10 protein-coding genes are annotated in these 16,051 nt (G+C 67.0%); 5 read left to right on the forward strand and 5 right to left on the reverse strand.

The features are described 5' to 3' along the window. Positions 1–78: 78 nt before the first annotated feature. Together B7R93_RS12550 and B7R93_RS12555 are read left to right on the forward strand one after the other, a co-directional pair. Positions 79–600 (forward strand): hypothetical protein, encoded by a 522-nt coding sequence (locus tag B7R93_RS12550; RefSeq protein WP_232798405.1) that lies wholly within the window; start codon positions 79–81, stop codon positions 598–600. Between the two features lie 44 nt (positions 601–644). Next, on the forward strand, positions 645–2,672 hold the full coding sequence (locus B7R93_RS12555) for a T9SS type A sorting domain-containing protein (protein WP_157942299.1): 2,028 nt from the start codon (positions 645–647) through the stop codon (positions 2,670–2,672). A 19-nt stretch (positions 2,673–2,691) separates the two neighbouring features. On the opposite strand, the gene B7R93_RS12560 is transcribed toward B7R93_RS12555, so the two are convergent. Further along, entirely contained in the window at positions 2,692–4,596 is a 1,905-nt protein-coding gene (locus B7R93_RS12560; protein WP_103021103.1) for a serine/threonine-protein kinase, read from the reverse strand. A 215-nt stretch (positions 4,597–4,811) separates the two neighbouring features. Next, positions 4,812–6,266 (reverse strand): aldehyde dehydrogenase family protein, encoded by a 1,455-nt coding sequence (locus B7R93_RS12565; RefSeq protein ID WP_103021104.1) that lies wholly within the window; start codon positions 6,264–6,266, stop codon positions 4,812–4,814. Positions 6,267–6,456: 190 nt separating this feature from the next. Between B7R93_RS12565 and pncA the strand changes: the two genes are divergently transcribed. After that, positions 6,457–7,083, forward strand: a complete 627-nt coding sequence (gene pncA / locus B7R93_RS12570) for a bifunctional nicotinamidase/pyrazinamidase (RefSeq protein ID WP_103021105.1) — start codon at positions 6,457–6,459, stop codon at positions 7,081–7,083. A gap of 127 nt (positions 7,084–7,210) precedes the next feature. On the opposite strand, the gene B7R93_RS12575 is transcribed toward pncA, so the two are convergent. From B7R93_RS12575 to B7R93_RS12585, 3 genes are read right to left on the reverse strand one after another with little or no spacing between them, the layout of a single operon-like run. Continuing rightward, positions 7,211–8,806, reverse strand: coding sequence for a bifunctional aminoglycoside phosphotransferase/ATP-binding protein (locus tag B7R93_RS12575; RefSeq protein WP_103021106.1), 1,596 nt, complete (start codon positions 8,804–8,806; stop codon positions 7,211–7,213). Between the two features lie 4 nt (positions 8,807–8,810). After that, entirely contained in the window at positions 8,811–10,970 is a 2,160-nt protein-coding gene (locus tag B7R93_RS12580) for a 3-hydroxyacyl-CoA dehydrogenase NAD-binding domain-containing protein (protein ID WP_103021107.1), read from the reverse strand. 42 nt (positions 10,971–11,012) lie between these two features. Beyond that, entirely contained in the window at positions 11,013–12,314 is a 1,302-nt protein-coding gene (locus B7R93_RS12585) for an acetyl-CoA C-acyltransferase (protein WP_103021108.1), read from the reverse strand. A 198-nt stretch (positions 12,315–12,512) separates the two neighbouring features. Here B7R93_RS12585 and rlmB point away from each other — a divergent pair, with 198 nt between their 5' ends. Then, positions 12,513–13,274, forward strand: coding sequence for a 23S rRNA (guanosine(2251)-2'-O)-methyltransferase RlmB (gene rlmB / locus B7R93_RS12590; protein WP_103021109.1), 762 nt, complete (start codon positions 12,513–12,515; stop codon positions 13,272–13,274). Positions 13,275–13,974: 700 nt separating this feature from the next. Next, entirely contained in the window at positions 13,975–15,921 is a 1,947-nt protein-coding gene (locus tag B7R93_RS12595) for a methyl-accepting chemotaxis protein (RefSeq protein ID WP_103021110.1), read from the forward strand. Positions 15,922–16,051: the final 130 nt, after the last annotated feature.

Consider the following 16,051-nt stretch of genomic DNA (forward strand, 5'->3'; position numbering starts at 1 on the left):
TATAGCCCCTTGGTTCGCTCGAAGTGCTTCCCGGCTTTCTCAACTGAATGCATGCGCCGGATTGGTTTACTCCCTGCCTTGGGCTGGCTGATCATGGGGGGAGCGTTGCTTTTGGGCAGCGCGTCTGGGGTCCAGGCTCAGACGCCGACCTCCTGTGATACCAGCTTCGCACAGGCGCAAGAGGCATATTACGCCGCAGAATTCGAGGCCGCCGTGGCTCGTCTTCGGCCCTGTGCGCAGGAGCGAACGCTGCCGGACTCGGTGCGAACCCGCATGTACCGGCTGCTCGGTTTCGTGTATCTTGGTCAAAACGACGAGACCGCGGCCCGGCGGGCCGTCGAAAGCCTGCTCGACCTGCAGCCAGAGTATGCGCCGGATCCTGCGCAGGACCGGCCTGACTTTGTTGCTCTCGTGGAGCAGGCGAAGAAGCGACGGCGGGCCCGGGCCGAGGCCCAGGAGGATGAGAACCGCCGCTGGCTCCGGTGGACCCTCGGGGCCGCGGCGGCCGCCCTCGGCACGGCCGCGGTGCTTTTGATCGGGGGCGACGACTCGGGCGATGGGTCTGAGCCTCTATCCCCGCCGCCACCGCCCCCGGAGTAGACCAATTGCATCATGTTGCCATGCGCCCATGCATTGACCCTCAAATGACTGGTCGGCTGCTCATTTTTTTAGGGCTGGTTGTTCCCCTCGGGGCCGTAGCGCAGGTCCCCGATGGCCTTGAGGTTGCCCCGGGCAACCAGGAGAATACGTTGACCTGGGACGCCCCAACGGGGCTAGATGACGACGAGACGGTGGTGTGCTACGGGCTGTACCGGGACACGGCGGAGATCCCCTCCACCGACCCGGAGGAGCAATCCGAAAAACGGATTGAGGGGGTGGGGGCAACCGAGGGGACTCCTCCGACCTACACTGATACCGGCCTGTCGGAGGGGCAAGAATATTACTATCGGGTGGCGGCCGAGGTCGTCGAGACGGAAGACCTTCCTGCTTCGTGCGGGGACGCGGTTACGAAGGTTTCGTCACTATCGAATGAGGGGTCGGCCACCCCGCTATTCCTCGAGCTCACCGAGCCGTCCCCGCCGGCCGCCCCTGACCCGGTCGACGCAGGCACGGCCGTTGATGTGACGGTGGATGTGAGAAGCCTGCCGTCCGAGGCAGACGTGCAGCTCCGGTACCGAGAGGGAGGAGAGTCGACGTTCGTCCAAAAAGAAATGCAAGGGGATGAGGAGCGCACGAGGACCATTCCTGAGTCTCGCGTTACCCTTCGCGGACTCGAATACGTTGTTGAGGTCCGAGGTGGAGATACGACCCTGGCACAGGCCCCGACCAGTGGTCCGACGTCGATCCGGGTCGAGGGAGAGGTGACTCCCCCCCAGCAAGCTAGCGGTATGTACCGGATCGTGTCGGTTCCAACCCAGCTTGATGATTCAGGTCTGTCAAACGTATTCGGGCCGCTGCTCCCGTACGACCCGTCGGAGTGGCGGCTCTTCTCGATTGGCCCCAGCGGCCTCACGGCAGATGGCGGCTACGTGGAGCAAAATGACGTGGAAAGAGCGTCCCTGGAGACGGGCGAAGCACTGTGGTTTATCCGTGCGTCTGATGAGTCCGATGAGGCCCTGGCTTCGCTCAACGGCACGTCGATTCCCGTAGACCAGCCTCACGAGAGTGGACTGGACGAGGGCTGGAACCTAATTGGCAACCCATTTGCGTTCGACGTGCCGATGAGCCAGGTCCGTGTCGAGAACACAGCCGGAACGCTCGAAGACGTGCTCGGCTACGACGGGGAGGATTTCGTCAACCAGAAGGACGGCGTGCTGGAGCCCTACCGGGGATACCTTGTCTACCTCTCCGGTGGGCAGAACGGAACGCTCGTCGTTGACCCGAGCCCAGAAGAACTGTCCGCCCTCACCTCGTCGGCACGGGCCCCGGACCCGCGGTGGGCGGTCGACCTGTCGGCCCGGGTGGGACAGGCGCGCGATGCGATGAACACGTTCGGGACGGCCCCGAACGCAACGGACGGCGTGGAGGCAGCAGACGGGCGGGAGCCCCCGCCCATCGGCGATTACGTCTCCCTCAGCTTTCGCGCCCCGTCGCAGGAGGGCGAGCTCTGGCGTGACATGCGCTCGACGGGCGGCGGTCTCCGCACCTGGACGGCCAACGTTCGGACCAACGTGTCCGGGTTGATCACCATAAGTGCATCGGACGTCTCGTCGGTGCCCGACGATCAGTCGGTGTGGCTCGTGGACCCGGCGCTGGACCAAGCCCAAAACCTGCGGGAGTCGCCGACGTACCGCTTTCCGGCGCCCGAGGAGGGCGACGCCCGGTCCCTTCGGGTTCTCGTCGGGCCCCCCGCGGCGGTGCAGCGGCGACTGGGGCGAGATGCGGATCGGCCGGAGCGCGTCGAGCTCCTGCCTAGCGTGCCCCACCCAGTGCGCAGCCATGCCACCTTCCGATACCAGGTCCCCGAGCGCACCCGAGCCACCCTGGAGCTGTACGATCTGCTGGGGCGGCGCGTGGCTACGCTCATTGACGACAAGTCCGTCGGCCCCGGCACCCACACCCACGCGTGGACCCGCCAGAACACCGGGGGGGCCCTCTCCAGTGGGGCCTACCTGCTTCGCCTGCAGGCCGGAGGCGTCACGCGGACCCGTCGCCTCGTCATCATGCAGTAGCCATTGGGGCGAGAGCGGTTCATTCGGGCCTCGGGGCCAACTCGAATACGAGCGGCGTGTCCATGCCCGGTTCGATCCGGACCGTGCGTTCGGCCGGGGCGCGGCCCTCCTTCGCGACGCGGATGACGCGCTCCCCCACCCGAAGCGTCAGGCGCTGTGGGGTGTATCCGACCGTGTCGCCGTCCACCGTGACGGTGGCATTGGGGAGCGGAGGGCCGTCTGGCGCACGGGCCGTGACCGCGCTCTCGACACGCTCGGTGAAGTCGACCGTGCGCTCGTATGTCTCTCCCGGATCGAGCGTTACCTCCATCGCCCAGCGGCCAAGACTGGACGTGACTGTGACCTGGTGGGGGCCCGGCGACAACGAATCGACCACGAGCCCGTCCGCTCCGGGGGATCGGGGGGCTCCGTCGATGCGCACCTCGCCGTCGGGACGGGCGCCCAGCCGCACCACGGCGGGCCGAGGGAGAAGCGTCGACGACACGACGGCGGTGTCGTTCCCCGCCACCGACACGGTCGTCTCCTGGGCGCGGTGGTCGTCCCGGTCCAGAAGGAGCCGATACGTGCCGGGCGCCAGGTCGTTGACCGTCAAGGGCGTGCGCCCAACCGTCTGCCCGTCGAGGCGTGCCGTCGCCCCGTCCGGGTCCGACCGGATCGTAACGGTCCCTGTCGCTGGCTCGGGGGAGGAAGATGGCTCATCGTTCGGGGCGGAGGCTTCGGGGGACGTTGCCCCGGACGTGTCGCCGGACGGAGCAGGTGGGGGAGGCTCCCCCTCCGACAAGGCGTCCGCTGACGGGTCTGGCTCCTCCGACGGGGCCTCATCGTCGGACGATGCAGCGGCGGGGGACGACGCCTCCGCCGGGGGCTCTTCCGCCTCGCCAGAAAAGCGTCCTGCGTCGTCCGCTGCCGTTCGGGTCGTTCCTGGGGGCGCCGGGCCTGCGGCGGAGAGCACCGGCAGGCCGAGGGTGGCCCGCACCCCGGCGTATGTGCCCATCAGTACCAGGAGGGTCCCCACTGCCAGGCCGGCCCACTGCCAAGACGTGAAGGCGGCGTCAGGGGAGGCCGGGGCATCCGGCGTGAGGAGCGGCTCCTCGTCTGCGGTCTGCGGGGCGGGCAGCCGGGCCAGGGTGGCCTGGGCGTCGGGTGGGCGAGCGGCCGGGCCTTTCGATAACAGGTCGAGCACCACCTGCTCCACTGCCGGGGGCACCGCCGGCGCGTAGGTCGACGGAGGCGGAAACGAGGCGTCCACGATCGCCCGCTGAACGACGAAGTCGCTTTCGGACCGGTCGAAGGGGAGCCGCCCGGTCAGCACCTCGTAGGCGACGAGGCCGACGGTGAAGAGGTCGCTGGCGGCATCTACGTTCTGGAGGCCCTTCACCTGTTCCGGCGACATGTACGCGACGGTGCCGAGTTGGTCGTGCGTCGCCGTCAGGTCGGCGTCGGACGCCAGAATCTTAGCCAGGCCGAAGTCTGTGATTACCGCCTGCCCGTCGGTGTCGATGAGGATGTTGCTGGGCTTGAGGTCGCGGTGCAGCACCCCTGAGGCGTGGGCGTGCCCCACGGCAGTGAGCACCTGTCGGAGGAGCGACAGGGCCTGTGGGGGCTCCAGCCGGCCCCGCCGCCGCAACATGGTCTCCAGCGAAGGCCCCTCGACGTGCTCCATCACGAAAAACAGGGCCTCCCCCGTCTCGCGAAGGGTGTACACGTCGACAATTCCGTCCGCGTCCAGGCGGGCCAGCGCCTTGGCCTCCTCCCGGAATCGGCGCACGAAGGTGTCGTCGTCGGCCAGGTGGGGCGCGATGACCTTAAGGGCGACGGTTTTTTCGAGCGCCTGGTCGGTGGCCCGGTACACGGTGCCCATGCCGCCCCGGCCAATGACCGCTTCCAGGCGGTAGCCGTCCAGGATGTCGCCGGGGTCAGGCATTGGAGGATAAAAAGCGAGAAGAAGTCAGGGGACGTTGATTCATACGGCACTTCCGGAGAATCGATCGCCGCTTCTCCGTCGGACGAACCGAGCCCAGGGCCGTTCCCGGCCCGATCGGGCTCCCTTTCAGCCACAGCGGGCGCCCATGGCGCAGGGGATGGGCTCTGAGCCAGTCCCTGAACGCCGATCACATTCCGTGTCGTGTGGCGGAGAGTTTAGGGCCCGGAGAAGTACCGGAGGAGGGCCGCCAGGAAGCTCTCTTTGCGATCCGTGAAGGGGGGGAGGACAGCCTGCACGAGCGACGCCCCGTACCGGCGCCGCAGCACCGATCGCTCGTTTGAGAAGGCCCGGAAGCCGGCCTCCCCGTGGCCCCGCCCGATGCCGCTGTGCCCGGCCCCGCCGAAGGGGAGGTTGGGGTTCGCGTAGTGGAGAAAGCCTTCGTTGACGCACGTGCTTCCGGCCGTGGTGCGCCCCAGGATTGTCTCGACCGTCGTGTCGCGCTGGCTGAAGAGATACATCGACAGCGGGTTGGGGCGCTCGTTGATGATGCCGAGGGCCTCATCCACCGTCGACACGGGAATGATTGGGAGGAGGGGGCCGAAGATTTCTTTCTGCATGACGGAGGTGTCCAGCGGCACGTCCGTGAGGATCGTGGGGCTTACGTATCGGGTCTCGGCGTTGGTCTGCCCGCCAAAGGCCACGGTGGCCCCTGCCGCGACGGCGTCCTCTAGCATTCCGACGACGCGGTCCAGGTGGCCGTCGTCGATCAGGCGGGTGTAGTCGTCACTGGCTCGTCGCAGTGCGGCCGTTGCGCCGTAAAACTGCTCGATGGTGTCGATCAGGCGGGCGACAAGCGCGTCGTGCACCGGGGCGCCGACGAGCACGTAGTCGGGGGCGATGCAGGTCTGCCCTGCGTTCGTGAACTTCGACCAGGCGATGCGCTGTGCCGCGAGGTCCAGGTCGGCAGTCTCGTCTACGACCGCCGGCGACTTGCCCCCGAGCTCCAGCGTCACCGACGCCAGGTGGTCTGCCGCGGCCGTCATCACGAGCCGGCCGACCCGTGGGCTGCCGGTAAAATACACGTGGTCGTACGGCTGCTCCAAAAGGCCCTGCGCGACCTCCTTCGCACCGGTCAGCAGGGCCACCTCTCGCTCCTCGTACAGCTCGCCGATCAGCTTTTTGAGGACGATGTTCGTGTGGGGCGTCTTTTCGGAGGGCTTTAGCGTCACGCAGTTGCCCGCCGCGATGGCGCTGATCAGTGGAGCGAGCGTGAGTGTGAGGGGGTAGTTCCAGGGGGCGAGGATCAGCGCGACGCCCTTCGGCTCGTAGTGGATCTCCGAGCGGGTGCCTGTGAAGAAGACCGGACTGCTCCGCCGGGTCGGTGCCATCCACTCGTCGAGGTGGGCGATCGCGAACTGGGCCTCGTCCAGGAGGGGCTTCAGCTCCGTAAGATCCACCTCTGCCGGTGCCTTCCGAAAGTCAGCGTGGATGGCGTCCTGGAACTCGGTCCGGTACGTGCGGAGGCCATCGCAGAGGCGCCGGAGCTTGTCTTTGCGCTGGTCGGCCGAGGTGGCCCGGACCGCCGGGGCGTGTGCCCGCTGGGCCGCAAACACGCGCTCAATGTCGTCGGCACTGGCGAAAGAGGAGGGCGGCGAGGCAGAGGTGCTCATCGGGACGGGGGGACGTAATTCGACGGGGTGCGTCTCGAACCTCTCCGCCGGAGGCCGTGATCCGCGCCTGACCGTTCGGCCCGCCCGGCAACACTGCGGTGCCTTTGCGATTTGAAGTGAGGCCTTCGGAATCGAGTCGGTTCCGGCGTGCACCCGCGCATGTTCTCCAATCGATGACGCCCTGGTTTCCATGGACGCGCTGCTGATTGTCGATCTCCAAAACGACTTCTGCCCCGGCGGTGCCCTTGCGGTGCCGGAGGGGGATACCATCGTGCCGACCGTGAATGTGCTGGCCGAGCGGTTCGACCCCGTCGTTCAGACGCAGGACTGGCACCCAGCCGGGCACCAGTCGTTCGCCTCGTCGCACCCGGAGCACGCCCCGATGGACGTAATCGAGGTGGACTACGGCGAGCAGGTCCTCTGGCCCGACCATTGCGTGCAGGGCACGGCGGGGGCCGCGTTTCACCCGGACCTCGACACGACCCACTCGGAGATGATTATCCGCAAGGGGTTCCGGCCCGAGATCGATTCGTACTCGGCGTTCTACGAAAACGACGGCGAGACCCCGACTGGCCTCGCGGGCTATCTGCGCGAGCGAGGCATCGACACGCTGTACGTGTGCGGCCTCGCCGCGGACTTTTGCGTCAAGTGGTCGGCCGTCGACGGGCGCAAGGAAGGGTTCGATGTGTATGTGATTGAGGACGCCACCCGTGGCATCGACCAGGACGGCTCGCTGGCCCAGGCCTGGGACGAGATGAATGAGGCCGGCGTGCAGGTCATCTCGTCGAAGGCCGCGGTGGACCTGGCCGCGGCGTAGCGCCGACTCCCCACTGGCGAAACGGTGGCGCGTGGTCCTCTGGGGAGAATTCTTAGTCTCCGGAAAGAGGGCGGCCTTCCTGGAGCGCTGGGTATGCAGGGAGGCTGTCGCTAGAAGGCGGCCCGTATCAATTGGACAGCCGGATCAACGTCTTCAGAATGTTGAGCGTCGTCTGGGCGGGTGTCCCCTCGGTCCCCATCCGGACGTGGCGCGAATCCTCCAGGGCGTCGGGCGCCTCGTAGCGCTCGGTGAGCATCTCGAAGTCGTCGGCCCGGGCGTCGGAGGCCGTGGCATCCCCAGTGGAGCGCCGGCGCAGGCGTTGCTTGAGTTCGTCGTCGGGGGCCGTGACCTCCACGAACACGTACGGCACGTCTGCGGCACGGAGGGCGGAGCGGAGTTGTGCCCGCTGTGCGGGGCGACTGAACGTCGCGTCGAGCACGGTGCCCTGGTGCCGCCGCGCCCGCTCCAGGGCTCGGGTGCGGAGCGTGGCGTAGGTGGCCTCTGTGGTGGCGTCGGCGTAGAGGCGCTCGCGCGTCGCGGCGTCGGGCCGCTGGTGGAGCGGGATGCCCATCTGCGTCTTGCGGACACGGTCGGAGGCGAGGTGGGGCCAGCCCAGGGCCCGGGCCACCGCCTCGGCCTGCGTGCTCTTGCCGGTGCCGGGCCGGCCCATCATCACCACCACGAGCGGCTCGGGGCCCGCCACGGCGTAGCGGAGGGCCAACTGGTAGCAGCGCCGCGCCTGAGCGCGACTGCGGGCCCGCTCGGCCGGGGGCACTTCGTCTTCGGTGGCCCGCAGGCCGTGCACCTTTCCCCGAATTTGGGCGCGCTGGCTTTTGTAGAAGGGAAGTAGGGTCCGGAGGGCGGGGTCGCTCAGCCCATCCGCCATCCGCCGCGCGAAGCGGCGGGACAGCTCCGGATGGCCCTTGCGGTCCAGGTCCATGGCCAAGAACGCCACGTCGCTCGCCACGTCGAGGTGCCGCAACTCGTCGTTGAACTCCACGCAGTCGAAGATGGCGACGCGGTCGTCGGTCAGGTGGACGTGCTCCAGCCGCAGGTCGCCGTGGCCCTCTACGATGAATCCCTCAGCCCGGCGCCGGTGGAGAAGGGACGCCCGTTGGTCGTAAAAGTGGTCGGCGAAGAAGCGAAGCGCCTCGTGGGCCGGGCGTGAGAGGAGATGGCCCACGTGCCCCTGCGCCTCGGCCTCGGCGAAATTCCCCTCGGTCCCCGCGCGCAGCCGGTCGATTCGGCCCGCCTCGGCCCCCTCGGGCGTCGACGAGCACGACTCGTAAAAGTTGCAGAGCCTACGGGCGACCCGGTCGATGTCGGCGGCCGACGCGGCCCCGCGGGCGAGCCGATCCTCCAGGAACTGACTCGGCTCCAGGTAGCGCATCTGCACGGCCACCTCCACGACCGTGTCCGCGTCGGGGTCGCCGTCCACCCGGAGGCCATCATCGGTGTCGACGATGGGCACCACCCCTTCGTACGTGCCGGGGGCGAGGCGACGGTTGAGGCGGACCTCCTGCTCGCAGAAGTGTCGACGCCGCTCCAGGGTCGAGAAGTCGAGGTAGGCGAGCGAGACCGGCTTCTTGATCTTGTAGACCCGGGGCGGGACGAGGGCGACCAGGGAGATATGGGTCTGCTCAAACTCGATCTGATCCGGGTCGTGCGGATAGGCCGCGGGAGAGGAGAGGGCGTTTTTGAGGGCGGAGACGGACGGCGCCATGCGTTTACGGGTAAAAGGTGGTGTCCTGATCGGCGTGGATGCGGAGGCGGTCGGCCGGGCGGAAGCGGGGACCGTGTCGGTCGGTCAGGGCCTGAAGGGTGTCCACTACCGTGCCGGCCCCCTGGCGGTCGACGTGGCGGAAGGGCCCGCCCAGAAAGGGCGGGAAGCCGAGCCCAAAGACAGCCCCGAGGTCGCCGTCGATGGGGGCGCGGAGCACTTCGTCTTCGAGGCACCGCACGGCCTCGTTCACCATCATGAGGAGGAGGCGGTCCTGCACTGCATCGGCGGAGGGCGTGGACCGGGTCGAGGCGTCGCTGTGGTGGTACACCGCGTCGTGGACGCCCTGCGGCTCCTTGTCGGCGGCACCGTCGTCCGCGTCGTATTCGTAGAAGCCGCAGTCGGTCTTTTGGCCCAGCAGGTCAGCGTCCGCGAGCTGGGCCGCCCGGTCGCTGATGTCAATGCGCTCGGAAGAAAGGGCCTCGCCCATCACATCCGTAATCTTGGCCGCCACGTCCAGGCCCACCAGGTCGAACAATTCGAAGGGGCCCATCGGGATTCCGGCGTCTTTCATTGCCTCGTCGACCGCCTCAATCTCGGCCCCGGCCTCGAAGAGCAGCAGGGCCTCGTTCATGTAGAGGGCGAGGATGCGGGTGGTGTAGAAGCCCGGGCCGTCGTTCACCACGATAACGGTCTTGTCCTGTGCAAGGCCCGCGGCGTAGGCGGTGGCCAATGCCTCCTCGGAGGTGTCCTCGGTGACGACGATCTCCAGGAGCGGAATGTCGGGGACGGGGGAGAAGTAGTGCATGCCGAGCACGCGAGACGGGTCGTCGACCCCTTCGGCAATGGTTGAGATGGGCAGTGCGGACGTGTTGGACGCCAGCACCGTGTCCTCGTCGACGACGGCCTCGACCTCCGACAGCACCGCGTGCTTAATCGACAGGTCTTCCGGCACGGCTTCGACCACGAGGTCGGCCGAGCGGAGCGGGGCGTAGTTGGCGGTCGGGGCGACTCGCTCCACGATCTGGTCCCGGGTGAAGGAGTTGATGATGCCCTTCTTCGCCTGCTTGGTCCCGGACTCCCAGATGCTCTTCTGGCCTTGAGACGCGAGCGCCAGCGACTGGTCCTTGAGCACGACGTCGAGTCCGTTCTGGGCCGACACCTGGGCGATGCCGCTGCCCATGAGGCCCGCTCCCAGCACGCCCAGGGTCTTGACTGGATGTGCCCGGTCGGGATCCGGATTTGTCTCTGCGTCCCGTTTGGCAAAAAAGAGGGAGACGAGGGCCTGGGATTCGGGCGTAAAGGCCAGCTCGCCAAAGCACTTCCGCTCCATGTCCAGGCCTGCCCCCAGCCCCTCCTCCATGCCTGTGCGCACGACGTCGATGATGCGAGGGGGGGCGGGGTAGTTGCCCCGTGTGCGGCTCTCGGTTCGTGTGCGGGCCTGTCGGTAGAGGACGCGCCGGCTCACTGGGTTGCCCTCCAGCAGGCGGTCCCCGAACGACGGCTCGTCGCGGTCGACGGTCCGCTCGCCCGTGGCCAGCTGACGCGCCGCCCGCCGCGCCGCTGTGGGGAGGCCGGGCGCGTGGATCAGTGCATCGACCAGGCCGGTGCGCCGGGCCTTCTCTGGGTACGTGTTCTTGCCCGTAAGCATGAGCCCGAGGGCCCGTTGCACGCCCACGAGCCGCGGCAGAAGCTGGGTGCCGCCCCCGCCGGGCAGCAGGCCGAGCTGCACCTCCGGGAGGGCCAGCTTGGTCGCGTCGGCGGTGGACGCAATCCGGTAGTCGCAGTTGAGGGCGAGCTCCAGGCCGCCCCCCATCACTGGGCCGTGGAGCGCGGCGACAGTCGGGACGGGGAGGCTCCGCAGCCGCTTCCCGAGGGCGTGGGCCTCGCGGCTCACGCGACGCGCCTCCGCCGGAATCTCAAACGCTTGCAACATCCTCAGGTCCGCCCCGACGATGAACGAGTCCGGCTTGCCGCTGGCAATGACGAGCCCTGACAGGTCGGCGTAGGTCTCGACCACGTCCAGGGCGTCAGAAAGGGCGTTTAGGGTGTCCCAAGAGATCTTGTTGACCGACGCGTCGGGATCGTCGAGGTTGAGCGTCGCCACGCCGGCCTCGTCTACCGTCAGGGTCAGCAGATCCGTGGGTACGGAGAGGGCTGTGGGCATGGGAGGGCATTGTGGAGGAGGAAGAGACGAACGTCCGGGATGCTACGAGGCCTGCCGCTCGACGAGGAGGGCGTGGCCCTGCCCGCCGGCCGCGCAGGCCGCCACGAGGGCCCATCGGCCGCCCTCGTCGTGGAGGCGGTTGACCGCGCTCATCACGAGGCGGGCCCCGGTGGCCCCGAACGGGTGCCCCAGGGACAGAGAGCCGCCCCGGGTGTTGAGACGGTCCACGTCCACCTCACCGACGGCCTCACTCCGGTTCAGGTGGTCCTCGGCGAACGCATCGGAGCGGAGCGCTTCGAGCACCGACAGAACCTGCCCGGCGAAGGCCTCGTGGAGCTCGATCACATCGATGTCGTCGAGCGTGAGCCCGGCGTCATTGAGCACTTCGGGGATGGCGTACGCGGGTCCCAAGAGCAGTTCCGTCTCGGGGTCCTGCGCGACGTAGGAGTAGGTGCGGAGCGCGGCGCGCGGCGCAAAGCCCTCGGCCTCAGCCACCTCTTCTGCCATCAGCAGTGTTGCCGAGGCGCCGTCCGTGAGGGCCGACGAGCTGCCCGCCGTGATGGTGCCGAAGGGCTTGACGAACGTGGGGGAGAGGTCCTGGAGCTGATCCATCGAGGTGTCGTCCCGGATCACGTTGTCGGTCGTGATTGGGTCGAACTCCGGGGGGACGGCGGTGGGGGCGAGCTCCTCGTCGAGGCGCCCGTCGTCGCGGGCCGCGGCGGCCTTCTCGTGGGAGCGCAGTGCGTACCGGTCCTGGTCCGCCCGCGAGATTCCAAACGTTGCGGCGAGGCGGTCGGCACTCTCGCCCATCACCTCGCCGGTCGAAAACTCGGCGATGGCCGGTGTCTCGGGGAGCAGGTCGCCGGGGCTGAGGCCGTCGAGCAGCCCCAGGTAGTCGCCCGTGCTCTGGGCCTTGCGGGCCTGAAAAAGCCGCTTCCGGACGGGGCGCTTCAGGCGGACGGGCGGATCGCTGAGCGTCTCGGTGCCACCCGCAATCATGATGTCCACCTGTCCGGCACGGAGCAGGTCCACGCCGCTGGTCACGGCCTGGTTGCTGGAGATGCAGGCCATCGTCACCGTGAAGGCAGGGACGTGGTTCGGAAGGCCGGCGGCGAGGGCGGCCTCCCGCGCCACGTTGCTCGTGTTGACGTCCTGCACCACCGTGCCCATTACGACGCGCTCGACCCGATAGGCGGGCAGGCCGGTTCGGGTAAGTAGGCGCCGGAGGACCATGTGCCCCATGTCGTAGGCCATAAGGTCGGCGTACCCGGTGCCGGCGCGCTGGAAGGGAAGCCGACAGCCGTCGACGAAGACCGCGGTGCGGCCGGGAGAAGAGGCAGTCATTGAGAACTGGGGGGTTGGGAAAAGCAGGGATACTTATACGAGACGACGGGGGCCCCGTTCGGCCCAGCGCGAAAACAGGCCGAAGAGTGTGCCCTGTGCCGAACCACTACTTCCGCCTGCTGTTGCGTATTCTGGAGCAAAGTCCTGTACGGCCTCTTCTCCTTGTTTAACTGGATCCACCCCTCTCCCATCTCCAATATGAGCCCATCCGACACCTCCACTCTCATTGGCCGCGGCCCCGTTTTGGAAGCCCTGAAGCGCGACGACCTTGGCGTCGAGAAGGTCATGCTCAAGCAGGATGTAAACGGTGCCCAGATTGGGGCCATCCGGTCGATTGCCGACGACCGGGGCACCCCCGTGCAGTATGTCCCGGAGGCCCGGCTGCGGCACGAGTCCGATGGGGCCACCCATCAGGGCGTCGTCGCCATCACGGCCCCGATCCAGTACCGGGAGGTGGACGCGATGCTCTCCGAGATTGCCCCCACCTGGGACGCGGTGCAGACTGCCCAGCCGATGCTGCTCGTGATCGACCGCGTGACAGACCCCCGCAACTTCGGGGCGATGCTGCGAAGTGCGGTGGCGGCGGGCACCGACGGCGTCATCGTGCCGACCCGCGAGATGGCCCCGCTGAACGCCGCTGCGATCAAGGCAAGCGCTGGAACGGCGCCCCGGATTCCCATTGCCCGGAGCGATGACCTTCCGCGCGTGCTCACGCAACTCAAGGAGCGCAGCTATTTTGTCTATGGCGCGGAGGGCACCGCCGACACCCCGCTCTGGGAGGCCGACTGGGACCGACCCGTGGCGGTGGTGCTCGGGAGCGAGGGGGCGGGCCTGGCGCCGTCCGTGGCCGAGGTGTGCGACGAGCTGGTCTCCGTCCCGATGCGTGGCCCGGCCGAGTCGCTGAACGTCTCGGTGGCGACGGGCCTCCTGCTCTTTGCAGCGGCTCGGCCCCGGATGTAAATGGAGAGGCTCAGGGGAGATTGAAGAGGTCGGCAGCGAAGAACGTGTGGACCGTACACCAGATGTCGACGATCGGTCTGCACGTGTGTAGAAAAGGTCCATATGACCTTCGAATAGACGTATTCCTGGGTGTATACCTAGAACCCGTTTCAATTTCTGTCTCGGGGCTCCGAGCGGCAGTGAGGACCTGCACATCGCCTCCGGTCTTAGGCGGTCGCACTCTGAACGCACTTCACTGCACGGCAGCACTAGCTTCGCGTCGCTGGCGCTCAGGGCGCCCCACGACAGCCCTCGACCCGCCGATTTTCGGCTCCTCGATGCTCGCTCTCTCCATCCGATCCAAACTCAAAACAGCTTCTGAGCGTTGTATACCAATGCTCCATTTTGGTGGCTGCACCTGCGCCTGTTCCGCCTCTCTGGAGCAGGCGTTTCGTTTGGCAGAGAGTGTCTGTCAGGGGCGGGTGCACGCCCCGAGATTTCGCAGGGATGGAGTCCCCCAATCAAGAGAATCCGCAGCACCGGCCCCCATCGCTTCCGGGTTTAAAGCTATGTATAACATGTCGATAATATACGCTGAACTGGACTCCCAAACAGTGTTGCTTTCGGGACTGCTCCCGTTCCCTTGAGGTAGAGAATCTTGAGGTGGAGAATTCTGAAATGCACGGTGGGGGAGCACTGCCGAGGCGCGTTTATTTTTACCATGCAATCCGAAACACCGCAGCGAAGCGCGGACACCGATGTTTCCATCGATGGCGAGGCGCTCCGGGAGCGGACTCTCCAGTATCTTCGGACCACATGGACGGCCACCAGTCGACAGTTTGCCGGGCTCCTGGTTGTGCAGTGGATCCTGACCGTTGTGTTGGCCAGTGTGGTGTCCGCCGAGGCATGGGCCGGGGCTGAGAGTGCCGTCGGCTCGTACGTATGGACGGCCCTCGTGCTCGGGGGAGGCATTTCGCTTCCGGCGGCCCTCACAGCCTGGGCGCGCCCGGATGCCCGCCTGACGCGCCACATAGTGGGAATTGCCCAGCTCCTCATGTCAGGCCTCCTCATCTACCTTGCAGCCGGTCGCATCGAAATGCATTTCCACATTTTCGTGTCGCTGGCTTTTCTGGGACTGTATTATGACTGGACAGTCTTGGTGAGTGCCGCGGCCGTGACGGCGGTCGATCACTTCGTCCGCAGCATCTTTTGGCCCATGTCCATGTTTGGGGTGACCTATTCGGTGCCCTGGATGGCGGCGGAGCACAGCGCGTGGGTGATTTTCGAGGTGGGCTTCCTCACCCTTGGATGCCTGCGGGCCCTTCGGGCGCAGCGAACCCGGGCCCGAACCGAGCTCGAAAATGAAGCCCAGAACGACGAGCTCGAGGTCCTTCTTTCGGATCTGGAGGAGGCCCAGCAGGAGGCCGAAGAGAAGCAGGAGAAGGCGTCCCGGGCCGCGGAGACCGCTGAGGAAATCAGCCGCTTCCTCCGGGTAGAGATCGAAGACCTGGACGGCCGTATCAGTCGCCTGGAAGAAGGAGACCTGACGGTTTCTTTTACCGGCGAGGGGGCAGCGACCCCGAACGAAAAGACCGAGCAGGCCGCCGAGATGACCGGTCGTCTTCGGGCAAAGTTGGAGGGCGCAGTCCGGTCGATCCGCAGTACCCTTCGGGACGTGGTGGGCGCGACGGGCAAAGCCAGCGCGTCGGCCGATGAGATCAGCACCTCGTCCGACCAGATGGCCGCCAGCGCCGAGCAGCAGTCCGCCCAGGCCGAAGAGGTGGCTGCCGCCGTGGAGGAGCTCAACCAAACGATCAACGAAAACGCCCGAAGCGTCCAGTCCGTCGCTGAGTCCGCGGGGAAGGGCAGCCGGCAAGCCCAGGAAGGACAAGAGGTAGTTGCGGAGGCGACCGGGAAGATGAAAGACATTGCCCGAGAGGTGCAGGGCACCGCCGAGACGATCGATCGCCTGCAGGCCTCCAGTGAAGAGATCAGCCAGGTCGTCGAGACCATCGACGAGATTGCCGGCCAGACCAACCTGCTGGCGCTGAACGCAGCGATTGAGGCGGCCCGGGCCGGGGGGGAGTCTGGCTCCGGGACCGAAACGGGGCAGGGGTTTGCCGTGGTGGCGGAGGAGGTGCGGGAGCTTGCGGACGAGACCGACCAGGCCACCTCTGAAATCGCCAGTATCATCGGCGAGGTGCAGTCGGAGATTCAGAAGGCCGTGGAAGCGGCCCGGCAAAGCAGCCAAAATGCGGAGGAAGGAATTGAGTTGTCGGAGAAGGCAGGCGGAGCGCTCGACCAGATTGTCGCTTCGATCGAAGAGGTGGAGGCCCAGGCCGATGAGATCGCGGCGGCCTCCGAGGAGCAGTCCACCACCAGCAAGGAGATTGCTCGAAGTGTTCAGTCGATCTCGACAGCGGCTCAGGAGTCGGCCGCCGGCGTGACGGCAGTCTCCGACGTTGCCACCAGCCTGGACCGTCTTACTGAAGACCTGCGAACTCAGCTTCACCAATTTGTCCTTGGGGAGGATCAACAGTCGGCCAGAACAACAGCCCTGAGCACGGCGCCGGACGGTCCTGACACGCCCCCGATGGAGGATCCCTCCGATGACTCGGGGCAGAACAGAAGCCCTGAGGTGTCCGGGGATGGAGCCCTGCGAGAATAGCGGGCCTCGGAGCCGCTGGGCCATTCGGGAGACCTGTACCGCAGGACACAGCCCTTCCTGTGGATCGCCCGCTGGACTGGGGGTTCGTTCCGGCTCCACCTCAGGCGCCGGAACGGCTCCCGAACCGTTT

The organism is Salinibacter altiplanensis, from assembly GCF_002894645.1.
In the GTDB taxonomy this organism is placed as follows: domain Bacteria; phylum Bacteroidota; class Rhodothermia; order Rhodothermales; family Salinibacteraceae; genus Salinibacter; species Salinibacter altiplanensis.